This is a genomic window from Agrobacterium sp. Ap1, assembly GCF_017313375.1.
GTDB lineage: Bacteria > Pseudomonadota > Alphaproteobacteria > Rhizobiales > Rhizobiaceae > Neorhizobium > Neorhizobium cellulosilyticum.
Genome location: NZ_JAFLMY010000008.1, coordinates 137,689 through 151,569 on the forward strand (window position 1 = coordinate 137,689; position 13,881 = coordinate 151,569).

The following is a 13,881-nucleotide window of genomic DNA, read 5'->3' on the forward strand; positions in this document are numbered from 1 at the left end:
GCGACGGTTTTCGCGCCTCTCTCGCTTCTTAGCCTCGACCTTACACTCGGTTGCCGGGTCCGTTGAGGAGCGCCCGGCGGCCGAAAAGCCAGCCGGCGTAAGTGCTCCTCGCATCAAATCCCAGATAATGAAACCGGACCACAAGAGGTCCAAAACCCGCAGTCGGATGGTCGAGAACGGCATCGAGCCAAAATGCTCCTGCGGATGCGAGTGAAGGACGAAGACATGGACAACAAGATTTCCGCATCGGCAAAAGGCATGCAGTCCGCGGGCGTGAAGTATCGCGCCTATCCGACGATCAACATTCCGGACCGCACTTGGCCGTCGAAGGCGATCGAGAAGGCGCCGATCTGGTGTTCGGTCGACCTGCGCGATGGCAACCAGTCGCTGGTCAACCCGATGGGCCATGACCGTAAGGCGCGGATGTTCAAGCTGCTTCTGGACATGGGGTTCAAGGAAATCGAGATCGGCTTCCCGTCCGCATCGCAGACCGATTTCGATTTCGCCCGCTGGTGCGTGGAAGAGGGTGGCGTGCCGGAAGATGTATCGCTGCAGGTGCTGGTGCAGTGCCGTCCGGAGCTGATCACCCGCACCTTCGAATCGCTGGAAGGCGCGCACAAGCCGATCATCCATTTCTACAACTCGACGTCCGAGCTGCAGCGCCGCGTGGTATTCGGCAAGGATGTGCACGGTATCAAGCAGATTGCCGTCGATGCCGCAAAGATGATCACCGACATGGCGGCGAAGGCCGGCGGCGGTTACCGTTTTGAATATTCCCCGGAAAGCTTTACCGGTACCGAGCTGGATGTGGCTCTGGAGATCTGCAACGCGGTGATCGAGGTGGTGAAGCCGACGGCCGACAACAAGCTGATCCTCAACCTGCCGTCGACCGTGGAAATGGCGACACCGAACATCTATGCTGACCAGATCGAATGGATGTGCCGCAATATCGACAACCGCGAAAACGTCATCATCTCGGTTCATCCGCATAACGACCGCGGTACCGGCATTGCCGCGACCGAGTTGGCATTGATGGCGGGTGCGGACCGCGTCGAGGGCACGCTGTTCGGCAATGGCGAGCGCACCGGCAATGTCGACGTCGTGACGCTGGCGCTGAACATGTTCACGCAGGGCATCGATCCGGAACTGGATTGCTCCGATATCGAGCGGATCAAGGAGGTCTACGAATATTCCAACGAGATGGTCATTCCTGAACGCCATCCTTACGTCGGCGAGCTGGTCTATACCGCGTTTTCCGGCTCGCACCAGGATGCGATCAACAAGGGGATGAAGGCGATCAAGGTGGCCAACCATCCGGTATGGGAAGTGCCCTACCTGCCGATCGACCCGCAGGATGTCGGTCGTTCCTATGAGGCGATCATCCGCATCAACTCGCAATCGGGCAAGGGGGGGATCGCCTATATCCTGAGCCAGGATTACGGCCTGAACCTGCCGCGCAACCTGCAGGTGGAATTCCGCGAGGACATCCAGCGGATCACCGATGAAGAGGGCAAGGAACTGTCTTCGAAGCGCATCCACGAGCGCTTTATGGAGCGTTATGTGGAGCAGTCCGGTGCGCGTCTGAAGTTCGTCGATCACCACACATATCCGTCCGAGCCTCACCACAAGGGCGTGCGGGTCGTTGCGGCGGAGATTATCGACAATGGCGAGACCAAGCGCATCGAAGGCAAGGGAACCGGGCCGATCGACGGGTTCATCAATGCGCTGTCGATCTATCTCGGCATCGACCTGTCGGTGAATGATTATTCCGAACACTCGCTGCAGCACGGCTCGAACGCTTCGGCTATCGCCTATGTCGAGATGCAGCATCCGGGTGGCAAGCTGTTCGGTGCCGGCGTCAACACGAATATCGTCACGGCCTCGCTCGATGCGATCGTGTCCGCGGCAAACCGGGTGTTGGAGGAGAGGGCGCGGTAGGCGCCTCTCGTTCCGCATTAAATCAAAAAGCCGCTGCGGGAAACCGCAGCGGCTTTTTTGTTGAACTTGAAAGGTCGTCAGATGAGGCCGGCAGCCTTTGCGGCGATCTCGTCGAGATCGGCGGCCGAAGACGGGGCGACGATCACATAGGTGGCAAGCGGGGTGCTCCAGGATACGAGGCTGGTGTCGAGGCGGATGTCCTCAATCGGCTTGGTCGTTTCTGGCCGCGCTCTTGAGAAGGTCAAAGCCAGAATGTCGCCTTCATTGTCGCCGGTGGTGCGGCGATAAAAAAGTACGCCGGTCGGGGTGTTTTCAGCCGTGACCAGACGTGCGCCGACGAAGGCAAGCCCGCTATCGGTGAGGTCCGGAATGCGGAAGCCGACGCCGGTGCCGGTGGTCAGCCATTCGAGGATATCGGCCGGCTTGTCCGCGCCGATTTCCACCAGCCGGTTCTGCTGGCGGCTGTAGAGGCGGAAATGGGAAACGATATCGTCCAGCCAGTCGCGTTGCTGGAATGCCGGGCTTGCCAATGCCTGCGGTGCGTGAGAGCCATCCGGTCGAGCGCCGATCATGTAGCCCAGGCTGCCGCCAACCAAGAGCGTCAGGGCGCAGGCCGACAGAGCCTGCAAGCCCGAAGGACGAAAGGCCCGGTTGCGGCGGGAGGATCCCGGAAGCCGTACCGCCTTGCGGGGCAGGGGGGCGTTCTTGATGCTGCGGACGAGATCGAGCGGCACCGGCTCCTTGAGCATTTCTTCGAGAAGAAGTCGGCCGGTCTGGCTGCCGCGTTTCAAATCGTCGTGCAGTGCGCGGGCATGCGGATCGTTGACGAGCAGGGATTCGACATCCTGACGCTCCGTATCAGACACCTGGCTATCGACAAACGCGGAAAGACGACGTTCCATCGCCGATGGCTCCTTATTTGCCATAGTCACGCTCTCTTTTCCGCAAAACCAGGCGGTTGGGAGGAAAGTGCCAATCGTGCGGCACAAAGGCGTGATGAGACCAGTTCCGGCGTGACGCCGAGGATCGATGCTGCCTCAGAATAATCGAAACCTTCGACATCAACGAGAAGAAGCGTACTTGCCAGCCCCTCAGGCATGCCGAGGAACGCCTTGGATTCACAGCCGCTAAGGCCAGTTGCTTCGGCATTCTGCTTTGAGAGCGGCTCCTGGCGGTTGCGTTTGCGAAGCTCGTCGCTCCAGCCGATCCTGATCTGATTGAACACCCAGCTTTCCAACCGGCATTCGCCTTTCCAGTGATGGCTTTTGAGAATGACGCGGGCAGAGACTTCGCGCACGAGGGTGTCCGCTGCATTCGCATCTCCGGTCAGCGTCTGGGCGAACCGCCGCAGCCGCGGCAGCAAAGCCACAAGGTCACGACGGATATCGGTTGAAACTGCTGGCGGATTCATCAGAGGAATATGGCCTTTTTGCTCTCATTCGAATGAATGCTTGAAGGTACTAACTATGAATCGATTGTGACGATTCTGCAACAAGCATCTCCTAACCTTGCAGAACTCTTGCCGCTTCCTCCACCGAGAACTGTAACGGTGCCTCACCGTAAAAGATCTTGGTCTCGTCGAGATGGATGCTGTCGCCGCTTTCGGTCAGTCCATAACGCTCGCAACTGAGGTTCCATGCTCCTGCCTTTCCGGACAGGTTGAAGAGGTTGTAGGCGGCGCGCGGCTTGTGTCCGCCGGGACCTTGCGAGGCCGAGGCGATGCCGACGACAGGCACCGGCCGATCATGGGTCCTCAGCCAGTAGACGGTGTTGAGATGTGTATGACCATGCAGGATGAGTTCGGCGCCGCCGGTTGAAATGGCCGCGGCAAAGCGTCGGATGCCGATCATCCGTTTATGCGAGGATGCAGCTCCCTGGATCGGTGGGTGATGGATCAAGACGATGCGGAACAGGCCTTCCTCGCCGGCCTTTTTCAAAAGATTGACTGTCTCGCGGGCCTGTCTGGGGCTGAAAAAGCCGGAGGCGGAGAAGGGAGGCGTGGCGTTGGATGTCGAGCAGCCGATGATAGCCAGCGGCCCGCGCTGGCGATAGGTTGGGAATATATGGTCGTCTTTCGGCCATTCGCCCGGGTCATCATCGCTTTTGATGAACGGGTACCAGGCCGCGACCGATTTATCATGGGCACCGGGTACGTAAGCGTCGTGGTTTCCGGGGACGACGGTCGTGTCTTCAGGATCTCCGATTGTGTCCAGCCATTCCCTTGCCAGTCGGGTCTCGATCTTGGTCGCAAGATTGACCAGATCACCGGTAATGAAGAGCTGATCGGGATGGCGGGTCTTGAGATCGCTCAGCAAAAGATCGAGTGTATTGACGAACAGATGCTTGCGCCGGTTTCGATGCCAGTTGATGAAGCCGGTGATACGCTTGGACATGAGTTCCCGAACCGACAGTTTCGGCAGCGGTCCCAGATGGATGTCGGAAATATGGGCGAATTTGAACATGGCCCAGACATAACGCACGAAACGGAAATTCGTTATGAAATTTACGCGAGCGGAGCGGAGAGCAGATGGGCGCTACCGGCATAGCTGAGATCGGGACATGGCGGACGCGTATCGTGGTCTGGCTGCTGCATCGTTTTTTCCTTGTTTCCCGCGGGATGACGATGGGTGTTCGCGCAGCCTGCTTCAACGCGCAGGGCGAGATCTTTCTGGTGCGTCATACCTATGTTCCGGGCTGGTATCTGCCGGGCGGCGGGATGGAACATCGCGAAACGGCGCTTGAGGCTTTGGTCAAGGAATTGCGCGAAGAGGGCAATCTGGTAATGACCGAAAAGCCCGATCTCGTGAATGTCTATTACAACCGCAGAGCCAGCAAGCGCGACCATGTGCTGTTTTACAGGGTCACCGTCGAGCAGATGGCACCGCGCCCGCCTGACCGGGAGATTGCCGAAAGCGGGTTCTTTGCGCTGGACGCGCTGCCGGAGGACGTGACGGATGCGACGCTCAGGCGGCTGCGAGAGTTGAGCGGAGAGGCCGAGCGCGGGGATTTCTGGTGACGGGCCTGATTATCCGCCGCCTCGGAGCGGTTGTCCGAGACGGTGGGGGATGATGTTGTGGGCTTGCGATCGGCGTCAGCTTTTCAGAGCCGTATTGCACAGGCTCCAGTAACCACCACCTTTCTGGATCCACTTGAGGTCGCCGAGCGTGCCGTCGTCTTTGTTCTTGTGATAGGTGTCGACGCAGGTCTTGAGCCGGGCCTTGGCAGGCGTCTCGCTCGAATATTTCTTGTCGATCGCATTCGGGAAAACGACGCTCTTCGGGGCCTTGGTTGTTGCCTTTGCCGGCTCCTTCTCTGTCGTCGCGGCAACTTCCTTGTCGTCGGCTGCGTCTTCGGCGGCAGCGTCTGCGCCGCAGAACTTGGCGCGGTAGTCGTTCCATTTGACGTCCTTGGCGGAACCGTCAGCCTTGGCGGCCTGATACTTGACGCTGCATTCCTTCATTGTGAGTGCGGACGCCGGGGTCACGAAAGCTGCAGAGGCGAGCAGAGCAAAGGATGCAAGAATGATGGTGCGATTGGTCATTGGGGCCTCCAAGTGCATAATTGCGATCGGGGACTATGAACCGGCCATTTACATTGTCAATAAATCTCTAAATTAGTAAAATTCAATCCAGTTTTGCGGCCCGGCCCATGTCGACGGTCTCTCAAGGCGAATATCTTTGTCGCGGCCAGGCGACCGGTCGGTGATGTTGGTGAAGACTACGGAGCGTTTCAGCCCCCAAGTCTCTCGCGACCATGAGCTGCCTCGAGATCCAGTGCTGGTCCGATAGGAACGATGCCGGTCGGATTGATGGTCTTATGGCTGCCGTAGTAGTGGCCTTTGATATGGGCGAGGTTGCAAGTCTCGGCGATGCCGGGATGCTGATAAAGATCCCGCAAATATCCGGAAAGGTTCGGATAATCGGCAATGCGGCGAATGTTGCACTTGAAGTGGCCGACATAGACGGGATCGAAGCGCAAAAGCGTGGTGAACAGGCGCCAGTCGGCTTCGGTAATCTTGTCGCCGAACAGATAGCGGCTTGTTTCGAGGCGCCGATCCAGCGTGTCGAGCGTTTCGAACAGCGCCGTGACGGCTTCCTCGTAGGCTTCCTGTGACGTCGCAAATCCCGCCTTGTAGACGCCGTTATTGACCCGGTCGTAGACGATCGCGTTGAGTGCGTCGATTTCCTGTCGCAAATCGGCGGGATAGAAATCGAGGTCCGAGCCTGTCAGGCCATCGAAGGCGCTGTTCATCATGCGGATGATTTCGGCGCTTTCATTCGAGACGATGGTATTCTGCTGCTTGTCCCACAGAACTGGTACGGTCACGCGGCCGGAATAATGCGGATCGGCCTTGAGATAGACCTGATAGAGATAATCGGTGCCGAAGAGATCGTCGCCGGTTGCGCCGTCGCGTTTTTTGAACTCCCAGCCGTTTTCCAGCATCAGGTAGTCGACGACGGACACAGAAATGAGGTCTTCGAGCTTCTTGAGCTTGCGGAAGATCAGCGTGCGGTGCGCCCAGGGGCATGCGTATGAGACGTAGAGATGATAACGTCCGGCTTCGGCCTTGAAACCGCCTTTACCGGATGGGCCAGCTGCGCCATCCGCCGTGACCCAGTTGCGAAACTGCGATTGCGATCGCTCGAAACGCCCCTTGGTTGCCTTCGTATCGTACCAGACATCCTGCCATTTGCCGTCAACGAGCCTGCCCATGGCGCTCTCCTTCTTGTTTCCCGGATAGATACGGCAAGGGCTTGAGATTGCGAGACGCAATTTTTCGAACAGTGCGTTTTTGCATTGGACGGGTGAAAAAAATCCTGCTAGTTGGCTTTTCACATTTTTGTGGGATACCTCAATTACATGACCGAAGCACGAGCACTGCGACGACGCTGAAGATCGACCAAGACGCCAGACGAGGCGTCATCGACTTCGCATGTCCTGTCCGCTCATTTTTACGGCTTCGGTTCTCCCATGTCTTCATCTGCCTCTCTGCACCTTGTCGCCCGGAAATCTCTGGCAAAGCACGATCTCGTCTATCTGACGGAAGACGCATCGCATGATGCGGCGATCGAGCTGATCAATGAGGAAGCTTTCGGGCCAGGCCGTCATGTGCGCGCCGCCGCGCGGATCCGCGAGCAGGGGCCGCATGACCGGTCGCTTTCCTTCATTTGTGCCGATGACGGCGAGACGATTGCTTCCGTTCGCATGACCCCGGTTCTGGCCGGCACGGTGAAGGGGCACATGCTCGGGCCGCTTGCCGTGCGGCCGACACACAAGAACATGGGCATCGGCCGGGAGTTGGTGCGGATCGCGATCGAAGCGGCAAAGCGCAAGGGTTCCGAAGGCGTGATCCTGATCGGCGATCCGCCCTATTACATGCCGCTCGGCTTCGAGAAGGTGGCCTATGACGCGCTGGCGTTTCCGGGGCCGGTCGATCCTGCGCGGGTGCTCGTCGTGCCGCTTGCCGCGGATGTGCATTCTCAGCTCAAAGGCGACATCTGCTGGCGTAAATAACGTAAATCAACTATGCATTTCGCATCGCCGGTAAATAGGGGAACCGGTGCCTCATGAAGAAGGCAGTGGGATGAGAGCAATTACGGTGGACGAGGCGCTCGACCGCGCCGGCGCTGGACGATACCAGCGTAGACTGATCGGGGTTTTTGGCCTCGTCTGGGCGGCCGATGCGATGCAGGTACTGGCTGTCGGGTTTACCGCGGCATCGATCGCCGCCAGCTTCGGGTTGACCATTCCCGAAGCCTTGCAGACCGGCAGCGTTTTCTTTCTCGGCATGTTTCTCGGTGCAATGGGATTCGGCCGCCTGGCGGACCGGATCGGCCGTCGTAATGTGCTGATCATCACCGTTTCCTGCGATGCGTTATTCGGCCTGCTTTCAGTTTTCGCACCCGACTTCACCATTCTCCTGATCCTCCGGTTCCTGACAGGCATTGCCGTCGGGGGCACACTTCCGGTCGATTACGCGATGATGTCGGAATTCCTGCCGGCGAAAAATCGCGGGCGCTGGCTGGTGGCGCTGGAAGGGTTCTGGGCGATCGGCACGCTGATTGTGGCACTTACTGCATGGATCGCGAGCGTCGCGGGCATGGCCGATGCCTGGCGTCTTATTTTTGCCGTGACCGCGCTGCCGGCGCTGATCGGGATAGGGATGCGTGTTCTCATCCCGGAATCGCCTATCTATCTTTTGCGCACGGGCCGAAATGCAGAAGCGCGAGAGGTGATGGACCGGATACTGACCGTCAATAACGGCAAGGGGCTCGCCGATGACGAAGAGATTGCCCCGCCGATGGCATTGGCGCGCGAAGGCATTTTCTCGCCCGCCTTGCGCCGAACCAGTGTCATCATCCTCGCCATCTGGTTTCTGGTGTCTGTCTCCTATTACGGCATTTTCACCTGGATGCCGGCGAAGCTCGCAAGCGAGGGCTTCGGCTTCGTTCGCGGTTACGGTTTTCTGGTTCTGGTGGCGCTTGCACAGATTCCCGGTTACGCACTGGCGGCCTACGGTGTCGAAAAATGGGGCCGCAAGCCGACGCTGACGGGCTTCTGCATCCTGTCTGCTGCCGGGTGCCTGCTTTTTGTACTCGGCTCCGGTTCTGTCGTCATCGGAACCTCGCTGCTCCTCATGAGCTTTGCGCTGCTTGGCACATGGGGCGCGCTTTACGCCTATACGCCGGAACTCTTCCCGACACGCTCGCGCGCCACTGGCATGGGGGCGGCCGGCGCGATGGCGCGTCTGGGCGGTCTGCTTGCACCTTCGGCGATGGTCTATGTGGTCAGCCACGGGTTCGGCCTGACGATCGGCATTTTTGCCGCTCTTCTTGCCTTGGCGGCCGTGGCGGCATTGATGATCCGGGTCGAGACGCGGGACGTCTCGCTCTCATGACGATTTCAGGCACCGCCTTGTCCGGCGGTGCCTGAATTACATTCAGTAATTGGCGCTGTAGAGCAGCGGTACCCAGTCGTAATTGGTCTCGCCCCGCCGAACGTGGCCGATGCCTGGGAAAGCGTGGTGCGCACCAGCGACCATATATTTCTGGTCAGCCGCTTCGGCAAAGGCAATCGCACGCGTAGCGGCCGCCTGTTTCTGGTCGACATCGAACTCGACAGTGATCTCCGGCCGATCATATTGCAGCACGTCGCCATGGGCGATATCGCCCCAAAAGACGATCTTCTCGCCCTTGCTTTCAATCGCTATGGCGCTGTGACCCGGCGTGTGGCCCTTGCGCAGGACGGATGTGAAGCCCGGAATGGGAGCGGCGTCATCCGCAAAGGTTTCGAATTTTCCCGCCGCGATATAGGGGCCGACGGCTGCCTCTGCCTGTGCGATCTGTGGGCCGAGACCCGGATCGGATTTCGCCGCAGCATCTGCTTTCAGCCAGAAGTTTGCCTCGCGCTCGTTGACGTGAAGCACGGCATTTTCGAATACGCGCTTGCCGTTCCTCGACAGGCCGCCGGAATGGTCGGCGTGGATATGGGTGAGGATGACATCATCGATTTCGCTCGCCTTGTAACCGGCCGCTTCTATGTTGGCGACAAGCTTGCCAAGCGATGGGCCCATCAGATCGCCGGTACCGGCATCGATCAGGACAAGGCGTTCGCCTGTGTTGACGAGAAAGGCATTCACAGAGGTTTCCGTCGGGTTTTTCTGGAAGTAACCGGCGAGATAGGCCTCGGCATCCTTCTCTTCTATGCCTTCATAGATCCTGGCCATGGGAAGCGCCACTGTGCCGTCCGACAGGGCGGTGACTTCGTAGTCGCCGAGCTTTAGTCGGTAGTAACCTGCCGCCTGCCTTCCGACGATTGGTGCTTTGGCCAGAACAGCCGAGGGAAGGGCGGCGATGGCACTGGCGGCGAATGTCAGGCTGGCTGAGGTTTTGAGGAGAGCGCGGCGGGTCTGCATGGAAGAACTCCAGGTTGGTATGAAAGGGTGGTCTTGAACTGACCTGGAGAGCACGTATGTATCGTTGTATCAGCAAACAAATCGATGCGGCTCATGACTACTATCGATCATTTCAATCTGCGCTCTTTCGACCTCAACCTGCTCGTCGCCTTTGATGCTTTGATATCCGAGGGTAGCGTTACCAAGGCAGCGAAGCGGTTGAAGATCCAGCAGCCGGCGATGAGCCATTCGCTTTCGACCTTGCGTGTTCTGCTTCAGGACGAGTTGTTCATTCGCGTCGGTCAGGTGATGCAGCCGACATCACGCGCGCGAAGCCTTGCGGTGCCGGTGCGTCAGGCGTTGAAACAGGCACAGCTGGCGCTGAGCGGCGGGGATGCGTTCGATCCTGCAACCGAAGAGCGGACATTTCGTATCGCCATGTCGCCCGAGGTGGAGCTGCTGCTGATACCCGACCTTACGGCCCGTCTGCGGCGGCTTGCACCGGGCATCCGGGTTTTGGCGCGGGTGTTTCCGTATGAGGCGATGGATCCGTCACTCGAGGATGGCAGCATCGATCTTGCGGTCGGCTGTACCTATACGCAAACAAGCCGACGGTCTTTCGAGACGCTTTACAAGACCGAATTTGCCTGCTGCCACAATCCCTATCTGCTGACGCTGTCCAAGACTGTCGGCCTGGAGGCCTATCTTGCGGCAGAACATGCAACGATTTCCCAGAACGAGACGCTGCAGGGCTGCATCAAGGATGCGCTTGAGATTGCCGGCGTCGAACTCAATGTCGTTACCGCGGCACCCGGCTATATGTCGGTTCTTTCCGCGGCGCAGAGCAGTCCGCTGATTGCGACCGTGCCCAGCCGGATTGCCGAGCGTTACGCGCCACTGCTCGGTCTGGATGTCAGTCCGCTGCCGGTATCTCTGAGTTTTCCGCCGGTCAACATGGTCTGGGCAAACCATGCGGATGGAGATCCTGCCAATGCATGGCTGCGGCAGCAGATCCGCGATGTCTTTGCCTCCTCCGGTGTTCTTGACGACGACAGAAAACGTGCCTCGCAAATGGCGGAGCCGGAGTTGGAAACCGCCTAGATTTCAGAACATTTTGGCGAGCCATGTCACCACATGACCGCCGGAGAGCGCGTCGAGTTTGCCGATCTCTGTGTAACCGAGCTTCCGATAGAGGCTGAGCGCTTCCGGGTTCATCGTGTCGATATAACCGCCGATACAGCCACGCTTGCGGGCCTCGTCCTCGGACATGGTCAGCATGCGGGTGGCAAGTCCCTGACCGCGCAGGTTTTCCGGGATGTAGAGCATCGAGACATAAAGCCAGCCGCGGCCGGTATAGCCGACGAGGCCGCCGCTGATTTCGCCACTGTCATCGTAAAGCGGGATTGTCAGTTCGCGGCGGTTACTTTCGCCGAAGGTGGCGATGTTGAAGGCGCGCAGTTTCTGCAGGATTGCGTCTTCCTCCAGCGGCGCGATGCCCTCGGTCACTTTCAGTTCCATTCGGATGCACTCCTCCCAAAGAGGAGCGCATCGATAAACTAAAGCGTCTTTTTAAGGAAGGTGCGGGTGCGCTCGCCGACAAAGGCGGGCAGTTCTCCAAAGATCTCGTAGCCCTGGCGCTGATAGGTTTTCAGGGCCTGCGGGTTGAACGTGTCGATCCAGGCACCCCGGCACCCGCGACGACGGGCTTCGGTTTCCGCCTGCTGGAGAAGTGTTGCGGCCATGCCCTGGCCGCGCAGCTGTTCGGGAATGAACAGCAACTGGGTGAACAGCCAGCCCCAGGATGTGTAGCCCGAAAGGCCGCCGATGGTCTTTCCCTCTTCATCGCGGATGAGAACGGCAAGCGGGATACGATCGGCCGGGCCGACATCCTGTTCGTTATAGGATGTCAGGCTTTTCAGGATGGCATCGAGATCTTCGCCGGAAGGCGAGGCCGTGACGTCGGTATGGGCCACAATCACCGTCCTTCACGCCACCACATGGCAGCGACCGCAAAGAGGAGCGCCGAGAGGCCGGCGAAACCGGCAAACAGCGGCAGGCTGTTGACGCCGCGCAGGACGCTCTCGTCGGTCATGCGGATCGACATGCGGTTGGGATTGCTGACGCGGATCTCGCCACGAACCGGCAGGATGTCCGGCAGGGTGATGTTTTCGCCTGAGGCGACGCGGGTAACGAGGCCGTGGGTCTTTTCCGCATAGGGTTTCAGCGTCTCTTCGGTCGAGATCATCGCCTTGAATTCAGGCGCATCGACTGCGCCGACATGGACGAGCGTCGAGAACTCACCATTCGACACCTGGAAGAGGCCGACTTCATCCATGCGGCGTTCGAAGCGGTACTGGCCCGGTTCTGCCTGCGTCATGGCGATGGTCTCGGTGCGGCCTGAAGGGAAGCGGACGGTTGCCGGGCCGGGATCGTCGCCGATCGTCTGGCGTGTTGCTTCCAGCGTGCGGCCGGAGGAGCGGGCGGTCAGCGCTTCCTCTTCCAGTTCCGGTTCCTTCATCAGCCAATGGGCGATGCGGCGATAGAGCGCCACATGCGGGCCGCCGCCTTCGAAACCACGTGCCCAGAGCCAGCCCTGATCGGACAAGAGCATGGCGACACGGCCCTGACCCTGGCGGTTCAGGACGAGAAGCGGACGGTTGCCATCGCCTTCCATCACCGTCTGGCCGCGCGGCTGGTCGACATCGATGGTGCGGAACCAGCGGCCCCAGGCGGGCGGCGTCTGGCCCGAGCCATCGAGACCGCGTGTGACGGGGTGTTTCTGGCCGATTTCGGAGAGATGTGGGTAGAAACCAGCGCTATGAATCTCACCGGTCGGGGAGGCGGGAAGGACCTGTTCGAGCGGGGTGAGTGCGATCGAATCCTCGCTTGCATGTTCCGGGCCTGCTGCGATCAGCAGCGCGCCGCCATTCTGCACATATTGCGAGATGTAGTCGTAATAGAGGATCGGCAGCACGCCGCGATGCTTGTAGCGGTCGAAGATGATCAGGTCGAAATCCTTAATCTTCTCGACGAAAAGCTCGCGGGTCGGGAAGGCGATCAGCGACAGTTCGTTGATCGGCGTGCCATCCTGTTTTTCCGGCGGACGCAGGATGGTGAAGTGGACGAGATCGACCGAAGCGTCGGATTTCAACAGGTTGCGCCAGGCGCGCTCGCCGGCATGCGGTTCGCCGGAGACAAGCAGGACGCGCAGGTTCTGGCGGATACCGTCGATGACATGGACAGCGCGGTTGTTGGCGGTCGTCACTTCGCCCGCAAGCTCGTCAACGGAAAACTCCATGACGTTGTTGCCGGCGCGCGGAACCGTGAAGGGGAAGGGCGTGTTGACGCCCGGCGAGGCGCGGAACGTGGCGATCTGGTCGCCGTTCATGCGCACGGTCACCTGGGTCGGTGTGTTGGTGGCGCGGCCGTCATCGACGACGCGCAGGGTCAGTTCCTGCTCTTCGTTGACGATACCGAAGCGCGGGGCGCGGACAACTTCCACGCGCCGATCGAATTCGTCCGGTTGTCCCGTGATCAGACCGTGGACGGGGGCGTTGAAGCCGAGTTCCTGATTGGTGCCGGGCAGATCGTGAATCTGGCCATCGGTAACGAACACGGCAGCACCGAGCCTTGCCGGCGGCACGTCGGACACGGCGGAACGAAGAGCGGTATAGAGGCGGGTCGAGGGCGTGTCGCTATCCGGGTCGTCGGCGACTTCGACGATGCGGGTCTCGATATTCGGGTAGCGGGAAAAGCGGTCGCGAAGTTCGGCCAGCGCCTCGTCCGTCTGGCGTTTGCGCTCATCCGTCTGCTGGCTCTGGGAGCGATCTACGACGATCGGCACGATGGTCGAGAGCTGTTCACGGTCTTCCTGCAGCAGTGTCGGGTTGGCGAGCGCGAGGAGCAGGAAGGCGAGCGCCAGCGTGCGCAGGCTGGCACCCCGGACGCGGCGCCAGAAAGCCAGCGCGCAGAGGATGAGCGCGAGGATGCCGAGACCGATCAGAACGGGCCATGGGAAGAAGGGCGAAAACTCAAGGGTCATCGATGCT

Annotated in this window: 14 protein-coding genes; 5 read left to right on the plus strand and 9 right to left on the minus strand. The window is 59.7% G+C overall.

The window, feature by feature from the left end:
• Positions 1-225 precede the first annotated feature (225 nt).
• A complete protein-coding gene (leuA, locus tag JZX87_RS17340; protein WP_148145620.1) occupies positions 226-1,938 on the plus strand; it encodes a 2-isopropylmalate synthase in 1,713 nt (570 codons plus the stop codon).
• 77 nt (positions 1,939-2,015) lie between these two features.
• On the opposite strand, the gene JZX87_RS17345 is transcribed toward leuA, so the two are convergent.
• The 3 genes from JZX87_RS17345 to JZX87_RS17355 all read right to left on the minus strand — a co-directional run bounded on the left by JZX87_RS17345 (position 2,016) and on the right by JZX87_RS17355 (position 4,400).
• Positions 2,016-2,870, minus strand: coding sequence for an anti-sigma factor family protein (locus JZX87_RS17345; protein ID WP_206826991.1), 855 nt, complete (start codon positions 2,868-2,870; stop codon positions 2,016-2,018).
• Complete coding sequence (locus tag JZX87_RS17350) at positions 2,867-3,349, minus strand: sigma factor-like helix-turn-helix DNA-binding protein (RefSeq protein WP_206826993.1); 483 nt, start codon at positions 3,347-3,349, stop codon at positions 2,867-2,869. The genes JZX87_RS17345 and JZX87_RS17350 overlap by 4 nt, the downstream gene beginning before the upstream one ends.
• 91 nt (positions 3,350-3,440) lie before the next feature.
• A complete protein-coding gene (locus tag JZX87_RS17355; RefSeq protein WP_206827108.1) occupies positions 3,441-4,400 on the minus strand; it encodes a metallophosphoesterase family protein in 960 nt (319 codons plus the stop codon).
• A gap of 65 nt (positions 4,401-4,465) precedes the next feature.
• Here JZX87_RS17355 and JZX87_RS17360 point away from each other — a divergent pair, with 65 nt between their 5' ends.
• A complete protein-coding gene (locus JZX87_RS17360; protein ID WP_206826995.1) occupies positions 4,466-4,954 on the plus strand; it encodes an NUDIX domain-containing protein in 489 nt (162 codons plus the stop codon).
• A 75-nt stretch (positions 4,955-5,029) separates the two neighbouring features.
• On the opposite strand, the gene JZX87_RS17365 is transcribed toward JZX87_RS17360, so the two are convergent.
• Together JZX87_RS17365 and JZX87_RS17370 are read right to left on the minus strand one after the other, a co-directional pair.
• Entirely contained in the window at positions 5,030-5,479 is a 450-nt protein-coding gene (locus tag JZX87_RS17365) for a hypothetical protein (protein WP_148145616.1), read from the minus strand.
• 188 nt (positions 5,480-5,667) lie between these two features.
• Positions 5,668-6,651: a glutathione S-transferase family protein gene (locus JZX87_RS17370; protein WP_206826997.1), complete on the minus strand. Its 984-nt coding sequence runs from the start codon at positions 6,649-6,651 to the stop codon at positions 5,668-5,670.
• Positions 6,652-6,951: 300 nt separating this feature from the next.
• Here JZX87_RS17370 and JZX87_RS17375 point away from each other — a divergent pair, with 300 nt between their 5' ends.
• Both JZX87_RS17375 and JZX87_RS17380 read left to right on the plus strand, forming a co-directional pair.
• Positions 6,952-7,452: a GNAT family N-acetyltransferase gene (locus JZX87_RS17375; RefSeq protein ID WP_206827109.1), complete on the plus strand. Its 501-nt coding sequence runs from the start codon at positions 6,952-6,954 to the stop codon at positions 7,450-7,452.
• 70 nt (positions 7,453-7,522) lie between these two features.
• The gene (locus JZX87_RS17380) at positions 7,523-8,836 is read left to right on the plus strand and encodes an MFS transporter (protein WP_148145614.1); all 1,314 of its coding nucleotides are present in this window, start codon (positions 7,523-7,525) and stop codon (positions 8,834-8,836) included.
• 42 nt (positions 8,837-8,878) lie between these two features.
• Here JZX87_RS17380 and JZX87_RS17385 read toward each other — a convergent pair whose 3' ends face one another.
• Positions 8,879-9,853: an MBL fold metallo-hydrolase gene (locus JZX87_RS17385; protein WP_206826998.1), complete on the minus strand. Its 975-nt coding sequence runs from the start codon at positions 9,851-9,853 to the stop codon at positions 8,879-8,881.
• Positions 9,854-9,946: 93 nt separating this feature from the next.
• Between JZX87_RS17385 and JZX87_RS17390 the strand changes: the two genes are divergently transcribed.
• Complete coding sequence (locus tag JZX87_RS17390; protein ID WP_206827000.1) at positions 9,947-10,933, plus strand: LysR family transcriptional regulator; 987 nt, start codon at positions 9,947-9,949, stop codon at positions 10,931-10,933.
• Between the two features lie 3 nt (positions 10,934-10,936).
• Here JZX87_RS17390 and JZX87_RS17395 read toward each other — a convergent pair whose 3' ends face one another.
• Genes JZX87_RS17395 through JZX87_RS17405 form a run of 3 tightly spaced genes read right to left on the minus strand, consistent with a single transcriptional unit; the run spans position 10,937 to position 13,874 of the window.
• A complete protein-coding gene (locus JZX87_RS17395; protein WP_206827002.1) occupies positions 10,937-11,350 on the minus strand; it encodes a GNAT family N-acetyltransferase in 414 nt (137 codons plus the stop codon).
• Positions 11,351-11,388: 38 nt separating this feature from the next.
• A complete protein-coding gene (locus tag JZX87_RS17400) occupies positions 11,389-11,805 on the minus strand; it encodes a GNAT family N-acetyltransferase (protein ID WP_206827004.1) in 417 nt (138 codons plus the stop codon).
• Between the two features lie 2 nt (positions 11,806-11,807).
• Entirely contained in the window at positions 11,808-13,874 is a 2,067-nt protein-coding gene (locus tag JZX87_RS17405; RefSeq protein ID WP_206827006.1) for a hypothetical protein, read from the minus strand.
• Positions 13,875-13,881: the final 7 nt, after the last annotated feature.